15 protein-coding genes and 2 pseudogenes are annotated in these 16,442 nt (G+C 68.8%); 10 read left to right on the forward strand and 7 right to left on the reverse strand.

What is annotated here, in order from left to right:
* The first annotated feature begins 49 nt into the window (after positions 1-49).
* Positions 50-1,444: a ricin-type beta-trefoil lectin domain protein gene (locus O7634_RS29610; RefSeq protein ID WP_278153424.1), complete on the forward strand. Its 1,395-nt coding sequence runs from the start codon at positions 50-52 to the stop codon at positions 1,442-1,444.
* A 176-nt stretch (positions 1,445-1,620) separates the two neighbouring features.
* Here O7634_RS29610 and O7634_RS29615 read toward each other — a convergent pair.
* A pseudogene (locus O7634_RS29615) lies at positions 1,621-1,785 on the reverse strand (transposase); the annotation flags it as partial.
* Positions 1,786-2,061: 276 nt separating this feature from the next.
* On the opposite strand from O7634_RS29615, the gene O7634_RS29620 reads away from it, so the two are divergent.
* Entirely contained in the window at positions 2,062-3,120 is a 1,059-nt protein-coding gene (locus tag O7634_RS29620; protein ID WP_278153425.1) for a hypothetical protein, read from the forward strand.
* A 90-nt stretch (positions 3,121-3,210) separates the two neighbouring features.
* Positions 3,211-3,940 (forward strand): annotated as a pseudogene (locus O7634_RS31925) (helix-turn-helix domain-containing protein).
* A gap of 30 nt (positions 3,941-3,970) precedes the next feature.
* Here the strand turns inward: O7634_RS31925 and O7634_RS29635 are convergent.
* Complete coding sequence (locus O7634_RS29635) at positions 3,971-4,720, reverse strand: alpha/beta hydrolase (protein WP_278153428.1); 750 nt, start codon at positions 4,718-4,720, stop codon at positions 3,971-3,973.
* A 185-nt stretch (positions 4,721-4,905) separates the two neighbouring features.
* Positions 4,906-5,352: an ATP-binding protein gene (locus O7634_RS29640; protein WP_278153429.1), complete on the reverse strand. Its 447-nt coding sequence runs from the start codon at positions 5,350-5,352 to the stop codon at positions 4,906-4,908.
* 205 nt (positions 5,353-5,557) lie between these two features.
* On the opposite strand from O7634_RS29640, the gene O7634_RS29645 reads away from it, so the two are divergent.
* Positions 5,558-6,805, forward strand: a complete 1,248-nt coding sequence (locus tag O7634_RS29645) for a GAF domain-containing SpoIIE family protein phosphatase (protein ID WP_278153430.1) — start codon at positions 5,558-5,560, stop codon at positions 6,803-6,805.
* Entirely contained in the window at positions 6,802-7,008 is a 207-nt protein-coding gene (locus O7634_RS29650; RefSeq protein ID WP_278153431.1) for a hypothetical protein, read from the forward strand. The genes O7634_RS29645 and O7634_RS29650 overlap by 4 nt, the downstream gene beginning before the upstream one ends.
* Here O7634_RS29650 and O7634_RS29655 read toward each other — a convergent pair.
* The 4 genes from O7634_RS29655 to O7634_RS29670 form a co-directional block, all read right to left on the reverse strand.
* The gene (locus tag O7634_RS29655; protein WP_278153432.1) at positions 6,963-8,258 is read right to left on the reverse strand and encodes a hypothetical protein; all 1,296 of its coding nucleotides are present in this window, start codon (positions 8,256-8,258) and stop codon (positions 6,963-6,965) included. The two genes, O7634_RS29650 and O7634_RS29655, sit on opposite strands and share 46 nt — an antisense overlap.
* 129 nt (positions 8,259-8,387) lie before the next feature.
* The gene (locus O7634_RS29660) at positions 8,388-9,278 is read right to left on the reverse strand and encodes an alpha/beta hydrolase (protein ID WP_278153433.1); all 891 of its coding nucleotides are present in this window, start codon (positions 9,276-9,278) and stop codon (positions 8,388-8,390) included.
* A gap of 19 nt (positions 9,279-9,297) precedes the next feature.
* Positions 9,298-9,867 carry a DJ-1/PfpI family protein gene (locus tag O7634_RS29665; protein ID WP_278153434.1) on the reverse strand — a complete coding sequence of 190 codons (570 nt, stop codon included), beginning with the start codon at positions 9,865-9,867 and terminating at the stop codon, positions 9,298-9,300.
* A gap of 88 nt (positions 9,868-9,955) precedes the next feature.
* Positions 9,956-10,699 (reverse strand): GntR family transcriptional regulator, encoded by a 744-nt coding sequence (locus tag O7634_RS29670; protein WP_278153435.1) that lies wholly within the window; start codon positions 10,697-10,699, stop codon positions 9,956-9,958.
* A gap of 355 nt (positions 10,700-11,054) precedes the next feature.
* Here O7634_RS29670 and O7634_RS29675 point away from each other — a divergent pair, with 355 nt between their 5' ends.
* From O7634_RS29675 to O7634_RS29695, 5 genes are all read left to right on the forward strand, one after another.
* Complete coding sequence (locus O7634_RS29675) at positions 11,055-12,422, forward strand: extracellular solute-binding protein (RefSeq protein ID WP_278153436.1); 1,368 nt, start codon at positions 11,055-11,057, stop codon at positions 12,420-12,422.
* 80 nt (positions 12,423-12,502) lie between these two features.
* Positions 12,503-13,369 (forward strand): sugar ABC transporter permease, encoded by an 867-nt coding sequence (locus O7634_RS29680; protein ID WP_278153437.1) that lies wholly within the window; start codon positions 12,503-12,505, stop codon positions 13,367-13,369.
* Entirely contained in the window at positions 13,369-14,280 is a 912-nt protein-coding gene (locus O7634_RS29685) for a carbohydrate ABC transporter permease (RefSeq protein ID WP_278153438.1), read from the forward strand. Before O7634_RS29680 ends, O7634_RS29685 begins: the two co-directional genes overlap by 1 nt.
* Entirely contained in the window at positions 14,280-15,347 is a 1,068-nt protein-coding gene (locus O7634_RS29690; RefSeq protein WP_278153439.1) for an ATP-binding cassette domain-containing protein, read from the forward strand. Before O7634_RS29685 ends, O7634_RS29690 begins: the two co-directional genes overlap by 1 nt.
* Positions 15,347-16,423 (forward strand): ABC transporter ATP-binding protein, encoded by a 1,077-nt coding sequence (locus tag O7634_RS29695; protein WP_278153440.1) that lies wholly within the window; start codon positions 15,347-15,349, stop codon positions 16,421-16,423. The genes O7634_RS29690 and O7634_RS29695 overlap by 1 nt, the downstream gene beginning before the upstream one ends.
* Positions 16,424-16,442 lie beyond the last annotated feature (19 nt).

Below are 16,442 nucleotides of genomic sequence, written 5' to 3' on the forward strand. Positions count from 1 at the left end.
GGGCCGAGCCGCCCGCCCCACACCACACGACCACCAGGAGGTACCGACCGTGCGCGCACACGGATACCACCCCCCGAACTCGGGGGACACGCCTGCCGGCCGGGTGTCGCCCCGGTCGCGGGGACGACTGTTGAAGCTCGCCGCGGTCGGGATGGCGGCCGCTGTCGGGTTGCTCGGCATGACTGTGGCGACCGGGTCGGCGTCCGCGGCCGACAACCCGTACCAGCGCGGGCCAGACCCCACCCGGACCAGCGTCACCGCCGTGAACGGCCCGTTCGCCAACACGTCGGTGAGCGTCCCGACCGGGTACGGCTTCAACGGCGGCCGGATCTACTACCCGACCGACACCAGCCAGGGCACCTTCGGGGCCATCGCGATCTCGCCGGGCTACACGGCGTTGTTCTCCGCCGAGCTGGCGTGGATGGGGCCGTGGCTGGCCTCGCACGGCTTCGTCGTGATCGGCATCGAGACCAACAGCCGCAACGACTTCGACACCGCCCGGGGCACCCAGTTGCTCGCCGCGCTGGACTACCTGACCCAGCAGAGCCCGGTACGCGACCGGGTCGACCCCACCCGGCTGGCCGTCGCCGGTCACTCCATGGGCGGCGGCGGAGCGCTGAGCGCGGCCATGCGGCGTCCGTCGTTGAAGGCGGTGGTGGGCATCGCGCCGTACTCGCCGTCGTCGAACCTGGCCAACGACCGGGTGCCCACCATGATCTTCGCCGGGCAGGCGGACACCGTGGTCACCCCGTCCTACGCCACCGGCCTGTACAACAGCATCCCGACCACCACGGAGAGCGTCTACCTGGAGGTCGCCGGCGCGGACCACGGGTTCATGGTCGGCCGGTCGAACCCGGTGATGGTCCGGACGATGCTGCCGTTCGTCAAGATGTTCCTCGACAACGACACCCGGTACAGCCAGTTCCTCTGCCCGCTGCTGGACAACAGCGGCGTGGTCACCTACCGCAGCACCTGCCCGTTGCTGCCCACGACACCGACCACCCCACCCACCGACCCACCGACCGACCCGCCCACGGACCCGCCGACCACGCCACCCGGCTCGGCCGGTGAGATCGTCGGCACCCAGTCCGGCCGGTGCGTCGACGTCCCCAACGCGTCACGCACCAACGGCACCCGGGTGCAGCTCTGGGACTGCAACCGGCAGACCAACCAGACGTGGACGTACACCTCCGGCAAGCAACTCCAGGTGTACGGCAACATGTGCCTCGACGCCGCCGGCTCCGGCAACGGCGCGGCAGTGCAGATCTACAGCTGCCACAGCCAGACCAACCAACAGTGGAACGTCAACTCCAACGGCACCATCAGCGGCGTCCAGTCCGGCCGCTGCCTCGACGTCTGGAGCACCGCCAACGGCGCCCAGATCCAGCTCTACGACTGCCACGGACAGGCCAACCAGCAGTTCCGGCTCACGCCCCGCGCCTGACGGGCGTCGCCGCTTCGACGAACACCCGAAACAGGTCGCCACGACACGGGCGGGCTCGGCGTCATCGCCGGGCCCGCCCGCGTCGTACCCGACCCGCCAGGGGGCTGCCTCGCTAACGGTGTTCCCGGCGATCTTGGTCAGTAGATTTCAGCGGCTGGGAGTGATAACGAAGGCGTTCAACGCGGGTTCCAGCGCATCGTCCATCGGGTTGGGCCCGCTCCGGCAGGGTCCAGGGACCAGGTCACCAGGTACAGACGCTTCAACGCGGCCTGCTCCTTGGGGAAGTGGCCGCGGACTTTCACGGCGCGTCGGTAGCGGGCGTTCAACGACTCGATCGCGTGGTGCATGACCTGCTCGACGCGGGCCAAGCTGCGTTGCTGCCGACGCAGAGCCACCCCAATCCTGCAGGCCATCCTCGCCCTTCAAGCCGCCGAGGACGCCCGCTACCACGATGAAAATGGCTCAGTGCATTGACCTGTGGGTTCCGGACGGTCGCCGATCGGCCCAGCCAGCCTACCTAAAGGGAGCAGTCGAGCATGGACGCCCGTCGCTAGACTTGGCATGAGTGCTGATTAATCGATCATCGCGCTCTGCTTACCAGGCAAAGATCGGCGACCATGGAACACAAGAATTCCGGCGAAGTCGTGAACCAGCAGACGGTGCAACGTTGGCTAAGCGCCACCACGGGGCTGAATGCAGTAGTCTGCGTTTCCCTGTTCACGCAGAAGAGTGGAGATCACTCCAGCGTGGGCACACTAGCCTACTTGGCCCTCGCCGCGGCTGGCGTCTACCTAATTGCACTCCTGGCATTCAGCTTTTACTACAGGAATCACCAGCAGGATCATAAGATTGCCACACTTACGACTTGGATATCGCAACAAGTCTCCACCATCCCCCTAATCGGCGCATCCGGCATTCTACTGCTTAGCATATCGTTAATCGGCCTGGACACTGCCCGGCCTGACGAAGTGCCCGACGAGAGCGCTCCCGACCTGCCAGTAGACCCAGATGACGAACCGTTCAAATTTAGCTCACCAAGTGCGGAACCCGCCCTACCACGCAGCGAGAACACGGACAGCAAGGTATTCGCGCTACGAGGTCTCCAGCTCGCCTACGACAAAAGAATGAATCGGATGTCAATCCATGTCATCAACCGCACGGACGAGGTCCAGCTAATTCGACGCCTCGCCTTTGCTGCCCAGTCCGACGGCAGCGGTGAATGCCAATCCGAGCATTGGATATGGGAGCTAGAAAAGACCATTACCATCGCTGGAGATGGCAGTTTTCGAGGGCAAGTTAAGTCGAAGCGCGGACCACTCGAAGGCTTCAAAACAGATGTCGGCGGATCACTTGAGATGGGATGTGATGCCTTCTCGCTTCAGGTGAACTTGCGCACCGCCGTGTTGGTTGAACCGCATGCCGTCGGGGTTCTCACGCTTGATTTACCGAGAATACTTCGCGGAAAAGTCTCCCGCATCCTCTATTCGATGGGGCCGGACCGCCCAGATGTGGTGGGGAAAACGGATGACATCGAGATGTGCTTCCCTGAGCCAGCGGCTTTCCACGTCGCAGCCAGCACGGCAACATCGGGCGATTATGATGTGACATTTTCGACGTACTACGGTGAACTGGGTGAGCAAAGTCCACCGGGGCTAACGTCCCCCCTCCCCTGCTAGTGCCGTGACCACCAACGTTGGCCGGGTGGGTGAGCCGCCGGGCCGGGTCTGCCGGGTGGTTTCGGGTCGGTCAAGACTGTGTATGTGTAGGTGGCAGAACCCGTTCGAGTACGCCGATTAAGCGATCCAGGAGGCCACGAGCTGCAACGCGTCGTGCGTCAAGGGACCGGTTCGGCGGTCCGTCTGCGGTGTCATCCACCGGTTCAACGAGACGGGGATGCCCAGCCTGGACCCTCAGTGGGCGGGTGGCCGTCCCCGCCAGATCAGTCCTGACGACGAGCGGTTCATCGTCTCGACGGCCAACACCCGCCCGAGCAAACCCCGGCAGCCGTTCACCCGCTGGAATATCCGCAGGCTCGCCTGAGTGTCTAGCCGCCAACCCGACCGCAGCGCCGTGGTGGGCCGCGAACGGCTACGGCAAACTCCTGCGCAAACACCAGATCACCTTCCGGCACACGAAAACGTGGAAGAAGTCGAACGACCCGCAACGGGAGGCGAATTCGGCGTCATCCACCAGCAGAAATCCACGGTCAACACCCTCGCCGCCCTGAAATCGATCTGCGCGAAACGCGCGGACGGCACCCCGATCCACGTCATCCTCGACAACCCGATCGAAGCCACTTCGGGCCGCTACGCACCTTCGTGATCGCCGGATCCGCCCACCACAACCGCGTCGCTCTGTCGCCACCTACATCAATACCCATGCTGGCGCGACGCCAACGCCGCCCCCGACGTCCTGACCGCTCAACGCCGCGAACGCGCACGCGTGCGCAGCGAACGACATCACCGCTGGGGCCACCCCGCAGTCAGGGCCACCTAACCACCCCGGCGAACGTTTGTGGTCAAGGTGCTAGCCGGCGGTGGCGCGGGCGGCGGTGTCGATGAAGTCCGCGACGGCGCCCGGTTGGGAGACCGCCACGGCGTGGGACCCGTCGACCTCAATGGTGGTGGACCCGGCCCGCTGGGCCATGAAGCGTTGCAGCTCCGGCGGAATGCCCTGGTCCTGCGTGCTGATGAGGGTCCACGACGGAATGGTCTTCCAGGCGGTCTTGGTGACGGTCTCGGTCTGGGCCTTCTCGCTGGCCGGCCGCTGCGTGACCGCCATCAGCCTGGCGAGGTCGGGATCGACGTCGGCGGCGAACACCGCCGGGAACTTCTGCTCGTCGATGTACTGGTCCTTCCCGGTGCTGCCGTCGTCGAGACGGAACGGGACCATGGTGATGGCGGTGCCGAGTTGGCTGCCGGGATATTTCATGATCAGGCTGAGTGCGCTCTCGCCGACCTCCGGGCTGATGCTGGCGACGTACACCAGGGCCTTGACGTTGGCGGCGCCGTCCGCGGCCTCGGTTATCACCAGCCCGCCGTACGAGTGCGCGACCATCACGACCGGCCCGTCCACGCTGTCGATGAGAGAGCGGACGTAGGCGGCGTCGTGCTGCACACCGCGCAGCGGGTTGGCGGCGGCCATGACCGGGTAGCCCCGCTGCTTGAGGTGCGCGATCACCCCGTTCCAGCTCGACGAGTCGGCGAACGCGCCGTGCACCAGCACAACGGTGGGCAGCCCCGCCCCCTGGGCAGGCGTCGCAGGAGTGGCGTCCATGTGGCATCCCCTCTGTAGATCGCCCGGCATCCCAGCCCGGTGCGGTACACCACAATCTTCGGCACGAGCAAGACCTGTGTCAGCGAGATCGAGCAAACCGGCCGAATCAGGACACTCTGGGTGGATCGGTTGGCCGCCCGGCCATGGCCCACCCGACGACCGGTCCCGCAGCGCCGGCGGACCTGTCAACCGCCGTGGGTCCCGGCGTCGCGGGTGCGTGCCGCGATCCGGATGGTGGTGCCGGCGGGCCCGCTGTCGACGAGGAGGTAGTCGGCCATCTGCCCGACGACCCACAGCCCGATTCCTCCGGTGCCGGACAGGGGCGGGCGCCCGGCGGGCAAGACGTAGTGCGCGGCTTCGAAGCCCTGCCCCTGGTCGACCACCTCGCACGTGAGCTGACCGTTGAGGAGCAGGCGCACCGCACCCCGGCCTCCCCCGTGCCGGATCACGTTGATCAACAATTCGTTGACCGCTGTCACCCAGTCCTCGATTTCGTCCTGGTCGAGGCCGCACCGGCGACTGACGGCCTCGACCTCGTTGCGAACGCGGGCGAGGTCGGCGAGGTCGAACGACGTGGAGAACACCGGCGTCCCGGCAGTCGACGCGGGCTGGTCACATGGTGGGTCCGTCACCGCTCCCCCCTTCCCCGTCGGACACGCCGGCCGGTGACGTCGCCGATGGCACGACGCGGATAACTCTCCGCAACGGGCTCACCGGACGACTCGAGCGTTCAATGTGACATGGGAAGGTACCTCACGCCGAAGGTCCGACGCCGTTCAGCGCGCCACCGCACTCCTGGCACACCGGCAGTGGCGGCCCGGCGTCTAGGCTGCCTGAGTGGCCGGTACCGAGGTGGTGACGAACGAGGAGCGGCTGCGCCGTATCGCGGCGATCACCGATGCTGCCCTGTCGGACCTGGACATCGCCGAACTGCTCGACGAGCTACTCGCACGTGTGCAGGATCTGCTCAAGGTCGACACCGCCACCATCTTGCTACTGGAGGGGCACACCGGCGAACTCGTCGCCACGGCGGCCAAGGGTCTCGAGGGAGAGGTGCGTCGCGGCTTCCGCATCAGGATCGGACGGGGCTTCGCCGGTCGGGTGGCGGAAACCCGTGCTCCGGTCACGATCTACGACGTCACGTCTGAGGACGTGGTCAGTCCGATCCTGCTCGCCAGCGGCGTACGCGCCCTTCTGGGCGTGCCCATGCTCGCCAACGGCAAACTCGTCGGCGTGCTGCACGTCGGCTCGTTGGCCCTGCGCCGGTTCGGTCCCGACGACGTGCAGCTGCTGCAGCTCGTCGCCGATCGTGCCAGCTCCGCGGGCCAGGCCCGCGCGCAGGTCCTCGACCGGCAGGCGGCGCTCGCTCTGCAACGCAGCCTGCTGCCCGCCCGGTTGCCCGACATCCCCGGTCTGGACCTGGCCGCACGGTACGTGCCGGGCCACGACCTGGGCATCGGCGGCGACTGGTACGACGTGTTCGTGTTGCCGTCCGGCTGGCTGGGCGCCGTCATCGGCGACGTCTCGGGCCACGGGCTGCCATCCGCCGTCATCATGGGACGCATCCGCAGCGCACTACGCGCCTACGCACTCGACGCCGACGACCCCGCCGAGGCACTGACCTCCCTCGACCGCAAGATCCACCACTTCGAGGCCGGCACCCTGACCACCGCCGTCTACGCTCTCATCGCGCCCGACCGCTCGACGGTCCACCTCTCCTCCGCCGGTCACCTGCCACCGCTGCTGGCGACCCCCGGCCACCCCACCCAACTCGTCAACCTGGCGGTGGACCGGCCGCTCGGTGTGGGCCGACCGACGACCAGTCGCCGCACCACGGTTGTCGACCTACCGCCGGGCGCGGCGCTCGTCTTCTACACCGACGGGCTCATCGAACGCCGTAGCGAACTCATCGACACCGGCATCGAGCGCATCGCGGGCGTCGTGCGGTCGGAGCCAGCCGGAGCGCTGTGCGATCGCATCATGACCACCACCGCTGAGGAGCACCCGAACGACGACATCGCCCTGCTGGTCATCCGCCGTTGGCCACCAACCGTCGAAGAATCAGGCGGTGGTCCGGGACGATGATGGCCGACCTCGGCGGCGGCGTCGTCACCCCCGACCTCATCTCCACCTGGGTCGCCTGGAAGCGCGCCAACGAGGTCAACATCGCCGCCGGGCTCTCGGCCACACGCCGGGCCGCGCTGCACGACGCGCTGGCCGCGTACGTCGCTGCCGTTGCCGGTCAGCCCGCCTGCCCACCGAAGCGTGCGTGGACCTCGCTGGGGTAGGACCCCTTCTGCCAGACCACCGAGAGTCGGCCCGTCGGGCTGGACGCCGGCTGCGCGTACCGCCCGTCGGGGGCGAGGATCTCGGCCGTGCCGAACAGGCCGTCCTGCCCGAACGTCCGGGCGTGCACCCGGCTGGTCGAGTAGTCAGGGCTCGGCGCCTGCCAGGTGACCAGGCCGTCGCCGTCGTCATCCATCGTCAGCTTCGGCCAGTCGCCTACGCCGAGCCGGGTGACCGGACCGAGGACGCCGCCGCGGGAGATCGAACGGGCGAAGACCTGCGTACCGTCGGAGGTCCAACGGCCCCAGGTCAGCACGGCGTCACCGTCGAGGTCGCCGGCGAGTTCGTCGAAGAGGCTCAACTCGTGGGCGGCCGGCGAGACGCTGATGACGCTGCCCAGGGTGTCGGTGCTGCTCCAGTGCCGTACCCGCAGCCGGGGCCCCTCTCCCGCCCGCACCCACCGGTAGCTGATCACCGCGTCCCCGTCCCGGTCCACGGCGAGCGAGACGCTGGCGTACCTGATGTCGGTGGCCGCGCCCGCGATGACGCGCAGGGCGGAGACGCCCTCCGGGCGGACCCGGCGCGCGACGACCCGCTCGTAGCCCTCGGTCCAGGCGACGACGGCGGTCCCGGCGCGGTCGACGCCGACGACCGGCTGGTCCACTCCGCCGCCCAGGGTCAACTCCGGGCCGAGGGAGCTGTCCGCGCCGAAGTAGCGGGCCTTCGTCGTGTACGCCCCGTCGCGGATCTCCGTCCAGGTGACCAGCGCCAGACCCGACGGGTCGACAGCGACGGCCGGGCTGATCCCGTGCCACGTCGCGATCATCACCAGCGGACCCAACTCGCCGGTGGCGGACACCCGGCGCCCCGCCACGAGACCGTCCTGCGTCCACACCGCTGCGGAGTCTCCGTCGTCGTCGGACGCGATCTTGGGCCAGGACGCGGACGCGCCGAGCGGTGACAGCGTCCGGACCGGCCCCAGCGCGCCGTCGACCGACCGGGTCTGCGTCTTCACCTGGTCGTAACAGCCGCTCGCGCTGCTGTCGCAGCCAGCCCAGGCGAGCAGCGAGTCACCCTCCCGGTCGACAGCGACGAAGGGCTGGTCCTGCCCGCTCCAACCGGCCTCCGACACGACCTGGATCGGCGACCAGGTGGCCGCCCGCGCGGGTGTCGGAACGGCGGCCAGGAGCGCCACCGCGCCGACCACCCCGGCCGCGAGTCGTCGGGTCGCTGCTCTGCCTGCTCGGTGCACCGTCGCCCCCTCGATCGATGAACATGCTTGATCAAGGGCATGATGCCATCGACCGACCCGGACCGCTCGCCGGAGAGCCGTCGCGCCGGGGCCGGTTCGTGCCGTCGGTCTCCCGGTCGCGAGCCACGGTCAGGTCGAGCACGAGGAAGCCGCCGATCCGGTCGCCATCTCGGTCCCGGATGGAGCGTCAGCCTGCGCGCTGGTCGCCCCGGTCCCGCGGAGGAATGACGACAGCAGGTCCCGGAACTCGCGCGGGTGCTCGACCGCCGGCACGTGCCCGCACCGACCGAACACGTGCAGCCGAACATCGACCAGGTGCCCGAGGAGCGGCAGCGCCGCCGTCTCGAGCGGGGTGACCCGGTCCTCGGCGCCGTGCACGAGCAGCACGGGCGCGCGCACCGCCGCCAGCGTCTGCGTCGAGAGGGTGAGGTCGTCGACCCAGCGCGCCCTGGGTGCAGGAAACAACGGCGCGTACGCGGCTGCCCCCTCCCGCATCGCGGCGGCACGGGCGTCGACTGCCGCATCGGTCACGAGCGCCTGGTCGAAGAGGAGACGTCGCAACATGTCCCGTGCCCCGATCGGGCCGGCGGGGGCGGCCCAGAGCGCGTCGAGATCGTCCGAGAGCGGAGCCCCGGGAGCGCCCATCGTCGCGACCGCCACGACCCGGGTCACCTGCTGCGGGCGAGCGGCGGCCAGCGCCAGCGCCACGGCGCCGCCCATGGAGTGACCCACCACGGCGTAGCGCTCGATGCCGAGCGCGTCCATCAGGCCCGCGGCCTGCTCCGTCCACAACCGGAGGCCACCCGTGGCGCCCTCCGGGAGAGGTGTCCGCCCGAATCCCGCCTGGTCGGGAGCCACCACGTGGCAGGACCCGCCCAGCGCCTGCGCCGTCGTCGCCCAGGCTCCGGACCCGGTCGTGCCGGGCCCGGAGCCGTGCAGCATCAGCACCGCGGGCCCGGCGCCGCTCTCCAGGACGTGCACGGGAGAGCCGTCGACGGTGACTGTCCGAGGTGCGGTCACCGGGGCAACCCGGGTGCGCTCATGCCGATCCGGAGGCGACAGACTTCGAGAAGACCTCCATCATCGCCCTGCCAAACTGCGGCATGTCGGGCCAGCCCCGGCACGAGACGAGGTTGCCGTCCACGACGTCGGGCGCGTCGATGACCGTCGCGCCAGCATTTTCCATGTCGCCGGTGATGGGCGGGAAGCACGCCGTCTTGCGGCCCTTGAGCAGCCCGTACACCGCCGGCACCTGCGCTCCGTGGCAGACCAGCGCGATGGGCAGGTTGCGCGCGAAGAAGTGCTCGGTGATGCGCCTGACGTCGGCGTCGGTCCGGATCCACTCGGGGGCGCGCCCGCCGGGGATGATGAGGGCGTCGTAGCGCTCCACGTCGACATCGGCCCAGGGCACGTCGACCGGCAGCTTCCGGCCGTCCTTCTCCACGTAGGCGTCCGAGTTGGGGTCGAACTCGTGGATGACCAGTTGCACGTCGCGCATCGTCCGCGACGAGACGTCGACGTCCCAGCCGCCCTCCTGCACACGGTAGTAGGGATACATGGTGTCGAGTTCCTCGGCGGCGTCGCCGGTCAGGAGCAGCGCTCTGGGCACCTGGTTCTCCTCGTAGCTGGGGACGGGTGAGGTAGATCCAATCCGATCCGATCCGGTCGAGTCAGCATTCCTCGGCCCAGCCCGGCCGTCAAGCCTCTACCGGTGCCCCGTCCGCATCCTTGGCCTCATCGAACAGCCGCCGGAAACGCTCGCCGGAGCGCAGGATGTGCCGCCGCATCGCGTAGGCGGCGGCGTCGGGCTCGCGCGCGGCGATCGCGGCCACCACCTCCTCGTGCTCGGCCATCGCCAGGTGCGTGACCTGGGTGTCGTGGTGCAGCCGGAAGAGGTGGACGTGACTGTGCAGGCGAGCGAGGGCCTCGCGGATGACCTGGTTCTCCGCGCTCAGGGCGACGAGGTCGTGAAAGGCGGCGTCGCGGAGCCCGAAGGCGCCGTAGGCAGCGGGGCCGGCGCCCCCCTCCAACTCCGCCATCTCCTCCAGCATCCGACGCAGGCCGGCGACCTGCTCCAGGGACGCGCGCTCGGCCGACCGGCGCGCCGCAGCCGGCTCGAGGAGCAGGCGGACCTCGAGCATGTCCTCGAAGCGGTGCCGGGTGATCTGGGGAGGAATGCGGTAGCCGGCGTGCGGCACCCGCACCACCAGGCCCTCGGCCTCCATCCGGTTCAGCGCGTCCCGGATGGGTGTCTGCGAGACCCCCAACTCCCGCGCCAGGACGTCGATCGTGACGCGGGAGCCAGGTTCGATCCGTAGCGACATCAACTGCCCGAGCAGCGTGTCGTACACCTCGTCGGCGAGCCGGCCGCCGGATCTCGCCGCCGGCGTCGCGCCCGTCACGGCCTTACGACCCCGCCCGGTCATAGCTGCGTCGTCCATCGTGACGTGATGTCCTCTCCTGCGCCTTCGGGAATCTGTTGACATCTGTCACAACGCTGCGACATGCTGACGCCCACCTCAGATCGTATAGGAAAAGTGGCGCAAGTCCGCCATTCCACACCGTTCCGACGGCCGACGACCCGGCACACCGCGGCGTACCCGTACGGCCGGTCCGCGGGTCGGCCGCCGTGCCGGCACCGCACCACGACTCGAGAACACGTAACTGCTGTGCGAAGCACCTAGCGAGGCCCTAGAAGTTCCCACCACCCAGAAAGCAGGCTCGAAGATGCGGCAGCCAGGGCGAACAGGACGCACATCCACTTCCCGTCGAAAGATACAGCTGGCGACGGCGGCCATGCTGATGGTGGCCGCGACGCTGACGGCCTGCGGCGGCGACGGCGAGGACGACGGCGCGAAGGCGAGCGCCCCCAAGGCGCCGGCGACCATCCCGCAGCTCTCCACGGACCCGGTGACCCTCAGCTTCATCTGGTTCGAATGGCCCCCCGCGCAGGCGCTGGAAGCCTTCGCGAACGCCGAGTACAAGAAGGAACGGCCGAACACCACCATCAAGGTCAACACCGTGCCGAACGCCAACTGGCACGACGCGATGTTCACCCAGTTCGCCGCGCGCAAGACCGACTTCGACATCGCGATCCTGGACTCGCAACACATCGGTGAGGCCGTGACGAACGGCAACATCCTCGACATCACCGACTTCGTCAAGAACAACATCGAGGTCTCCGCCTACGACCCGTACCTGCTCGCGGCCTACGGCCAGTTCCCGCAGGCGGAGACCGGCAAGCGCGACGAGAACGCCAGCCTGTACGGGCTCCCGCTGCTCGGCGACACCTGGACGATGATCTACCGCAAGGACCTGATCGGCGACAAGCCACCGCAGACCTGGGACGAGATGATCTCGGTCGCCGAGAAGTGCCAGGCGGACAACCCCGGCGTCAGCGGGCTCGCGTTCCACCAGGCCAACGGCTCCGATGCCGCGGCCGTCACCTACAACACCGTCAACGGCGTCTACGGCGGCAACCTCTGGGACGCCAAGACGCGCAAGATCGATGGCATCCTCAACGACGCCGCCGGCCAGGAGGCGATGGACGTCCTGGTCAACAAGATGAAGCCGTTGACCGCCAAGGGCTCCGGCAACTGGTTCATCGACGAGGTGAACGCTGCGGTCGCCCAGGGCAAGGCGTGCATCGCGTTCAACTGGATCGCCGCGAGCGGCGGGCTGCTCGATCCGAAGCAGTCGACGCTCGGCACCTCGCGCGAGCAGATTCTCGACAAGCTGGGCTTCGCCACCCTGCCGAGTCAGAAGACGAACCTGGTCCCGCTCGGCGGCATGGGGATGCACGTGTCGGCCTACTCCTCCGCGGCGAACCAGGCGGAGGCCCTGAACTTCATGAAGTGGTTCGAGCGGGCCGACATCCAGAAGAAGTGGGCCGCGGCGGGTGGCGTGCCGTCGCGTACGGACGCGATCCAGTCACCGGAGTTCCTCAACGCCGGGCCGTTCAACAAGGTGTACGCCGACTCGGTCCCGCGGATGCGGGACATGTGGAACGTGCCCGAGTACGCGCGCCTTGTCGACATCGAGAACACCAACGTGAACGCGGCCCTCAACGGCGCGAAGAAGCCGAAGGACGCGCTCGACGACATCGCCAGGGAGCAGCAGAGCGTGCTCGACTCCAGCAACCGCAAGGGCGGCGGCGGACTGTGAGCGACCCCGTCCCTCTGACGACCGACGACCCCGGGCGGGTGGCGTCCGCGACGCCACCCGCACCGGGTCGGTCCCGCCGGTTGAGCGACCGCTGGCTCGCCGTCACCTTCATCTCCCCCGCGATGCTGCTGTTGCTCGCCATGTCGGTGTTCCCGTTGCTGTGGGCGCTGTACCTGTCCTTCACCGACTACTCGGCCACCCGGGGCGGGCCGGCCAACGGCGTCGGGTTCGGCAACTACACCGCCATCCTCACGTCGCCGCAGGTCCACACGAGGACCCTGACGACGCTGATCTACGTGGTCGGCGCTGTCGGCCTGCAGACCGTGCTCGGATTCGGCATCGCCTACCTGATCTCCCGGCGTACGCGCGGACGAGGGGTGCTCACCACCCTGTTCCTGGTGCCGATGATGCTGTCGCCGGTCGTGGTCGGGCTGTTCTGGCGGTTCATGCTCGACGCGCAGTTCGGCGTGGTCAACAGCATGCTCGGCTCGCTGGGGCTGGGGCAGGTGGAGTGGCTCACCCGGCAGCGGACCGCACTGATCTCCCTGATCGTCGTCGACACCTGGCAGTGGACGCCGTTCATCATGCTCATCGCGCTCGCGGGCCTCACCGCGGTGCCCAAGTACCTCTACGAGGCCGCCTCGATCGACCGGGCGTCCGAGTGGTTCCGGTTCCGCACCATCACTCTTCCGCTGGTGTGGCCGCTGCTCCTCATCGCCGTGATGTTCCGGGCCATCGAGGCGTTCCGCCTGTTCGACCTCGTCTACATCCTGACCAACGGAGGTCCGGGCGTCTCCACCGAGACGTTGTCGTTCCACGTCTACAAGGTGGCGTTCCTGGGCTTCAACACCGGAACCGCATCGGCGTACGGGATTCTCATGGTCCTCGTCGTCATCGTCCTCACGCAGCTCTACCTGCGCTACCTGAACAAGCTGAAGGAGGGCTGATGGCCGTCTCCGTCGACGAGGCCGTGGCGGCGGGTCCCGCCCGCGACCACACGCCCCCCGCGCGCCGCCGGGGCGGCCGGGGCCGCTCGCTGCTGGAGGTCGCGCTGCTGACCGTGCTGGCAGTCGTGATGCTCTTCCCGGTGCTGTGGATGATCGAGACGTCCATCAAGGAGAACCGGGACGTCTACGCGGTCCCGGCCGAGTTCTTCGGCTTCACGGTCACCATGGACCACTTCAAGGACGTGTTCGTCGCCCCCGGCGGCGGCCGCTCGGCGCTGTCCGTCGCGTTCCTCAACTCCGTCGTGGTCGCCGGGGTCTCCACGGTGCTGGCCACGGTGCTGGGGGTTCCGGCGGCCTGGGCCTACGCGCGCTTCGCCGTGAGGGCCAAGAAGGACCAACTGTTCTTCATCCTGTCCACCCGCTTCATGCCGCCCGTGGTGGTGGTGATCCCGATCTTCCTCATGTACCGGCAGGTCGGGCTCATCGACACCAAACTCGGACTGATCCTCATCTACACCGCGTTCAACGTGCCGTTCACGATCTGGATGATGAAGGGATTCGTCGACGAGGTGCCCGCCGAGTACGAGGACGCCGCCATGCTCGACGGCTACACCCGTCTGCAGGCGTTCCGGAAATTCACCCTTCCCCTGCTCGTGCCCGGCATCGCCGCGACGGCGGTGTTCGCGCTCATCTTCTCGTGGAACGAGTTCGTGTTCGCCACCTTCCTCACCTCCAGCGACAGCGTCCGGACGGCCCCACCCGCCATCGCCGGTCTGATCGGCGGCACCACCACGGACTGGGGTCTCGTGGCCGCCGCCTCGGTGGTGTTCGCCCTCCCGGTGCTCGTCTTCGCCTACCTGGTCCGGCGGCACCTCGTCGCCGGTGTGACGCTCGGGGCGGTGCGACGCTGATGGCGGGTATCGAGGTGACCGCTCTGCACAAGCGCTACCCGGACGGGACGCTCGCGGTCGAGCACGTGGATCTCTCCATCGGCGACGGCGAGCTGTTCGTGATGCTCGGCCCCTCGGGCTGCGGCAAGACGACGACGCTGCGCGCCATCGCCGGCCTGGAGCGGCAGACCAGCGGCGACATCCGCATCGGCGACACCCTTGTCAACGACCTGCCCCCCGCCGAGCGCGACATCGCGATGGTGTTCCAGTTCTACGCCCTCTACCCGCATCTGCGTACCCGCGACAACCTGGCGTTTCCACTGCGGGCCGAGGGGCTGCCGAAGGCGGAGGTGCAGGAGCGGGTCGACGAGGCCGCCCGGCTGATGCGGCTCGGTCCCCTGCTGGACCGACGACCGCGCCAGCTCTCCGGCGGCGAGCAGCAGCGCGTCGCGCTCGCCCGCGCCCTGGTACGACGACCGCGCGCGTTCCTCATGGACGAACCTCTCACGAACCTCGACGCCGAGCTGAGAGCCGACATGCGCACAGAGATCAAGCACCTGCAGGGCGAGCTCGGGACGACGATGGTCTACGTCACCCACGACCAGGTCGAGGCGATGTCGCTCGGTCACCGCATCGCCATCCTCAACAAGGGCCGCGTCGAGCAGATCGGCACGCCGCTGGAGGTCTACGGCCGCCCGGCGAGTCTCTTCTGCGCCGCGTTCATCGGCTCCCCGCCGATGAACCTGATCGAGGTGGAGGTCGCCGACGGGAAGCTGCGCGGCAAGGGCGGCCTCGTCCTCACCCCGCCGCCCGGTCTGCCGCGCGACCGTCCCCTGGTCGCCGGCGTCCGGCCGGAGGCGCTGGAGGTCACCGCACCCGGGGCGGACGGTTCGGTGCCGGCCCGTGTGGTCTCGGCGGAGTGGCTGGGCGACGAGATCATCTACGTGGTCGACCACGGCGGCGAGCGGGACGTACGGGTCCGGATGCCACCGACTGTCCGGTTCACCGCTGACACCCCGGTCGGCCTACGGCACACCGGCGGGACCCCGGCGGTCTACGACGTGCGCACGGAAGAGCTGGTGGCCTGATGGGAACCGTGGCAGCAGATGGGCTGCACAAGTCTTTCGGCAAGGTCAAGGCCCTGGACGGGGTGACGCTGGACGTGCCGGACGGCTCGTTCTTCGTCGTGCTCGGGCCCTCCGGGGCGGGCAAGACGACGACCCTGCGAGCGATCGCCGGCCTGGAGAAGCTCGACGCCGGCTCGGTACGGCTGGACGGCAGGGACGCGACAGGCGACGCGCCGGCCGATCGCGACCTGGCCATGGTCTTCCAGAACTACGCCCTCTACCCGCGACACACGGCGTACGAGAACATCGCCTCGCCGCTGCGGGCACGCCGCTGTTCCTCGGCCGAGATCGCCACCGCGGTCGAGCGGATGTCGAGCCTGCTGCACATCGAACGTCTGCTGCAGCGTCGTCCCGCGCAGTTGTCGGGTGGTGAGATGCAACGCGTCGCCCTGGCCCGGGCGCTGGTCCGCAGCCCTCGGGCGTTCCTGATGGACGAGCCGCTGACGAACCTCGACCTGAAACTCCGCGTCGAGATGCGCACCGAGCTCACCCGCATCCACCGCAGCCTCGGCGCGACCTTCGTCTACGTGACGAACGACCAGGTCGAGGCCCTGTCCATGGCCGACCAGGTGGCGGTGCTCAAGGAAGGGAAGGTGCAACAGGTCGGCACGCCGACCGAGGTGTACGAGCGTCCCGCCAACCGGTGGGTCGCGGGGTTCGTCGGCAGCCCGCCGATCAGCCTGCTCGCCTGCCGTGCGGAGGGTGACCGCCTGGTCGGCGCGGAGGGCTGGAGTCTGCCGCGGCCCCGCTGGACCACGGCCGGGGACGGGCAGCCGCTGCTGCTGGGCCTGCGCGCCGAGGACCTCTCCGTCGAGCAGCGGGGGGACGCGTCCCTGTCCGGCGAGCTCTACGGGCTCGAGCCGCTCGGCGACCGGACGGTCGTCGACGTCCGGGTGGGCACGGACATCCTCAAGGTCAAGGCACGACCCACTGTCACCGGTACGCCGGGCGAGCGGGTGCTCGTCACCGTCGACCTGGACCGTGCGCACCTGTTCGACGCGGACACCGGGCTGTCGCTGTCCGAGGCGGGGCGGTGAGAGCGCCGTACCCCGCACC

The organism is Micromonospora sp. WMMD1120 (assembly GCF_029626235.1).
In the GTDB taxonomy this organism is placed as follows: Bacteria; Actinomycetota; Actinomycetes; order Mycobacteriales; family Micromonosporaceae; genus Micromonospora.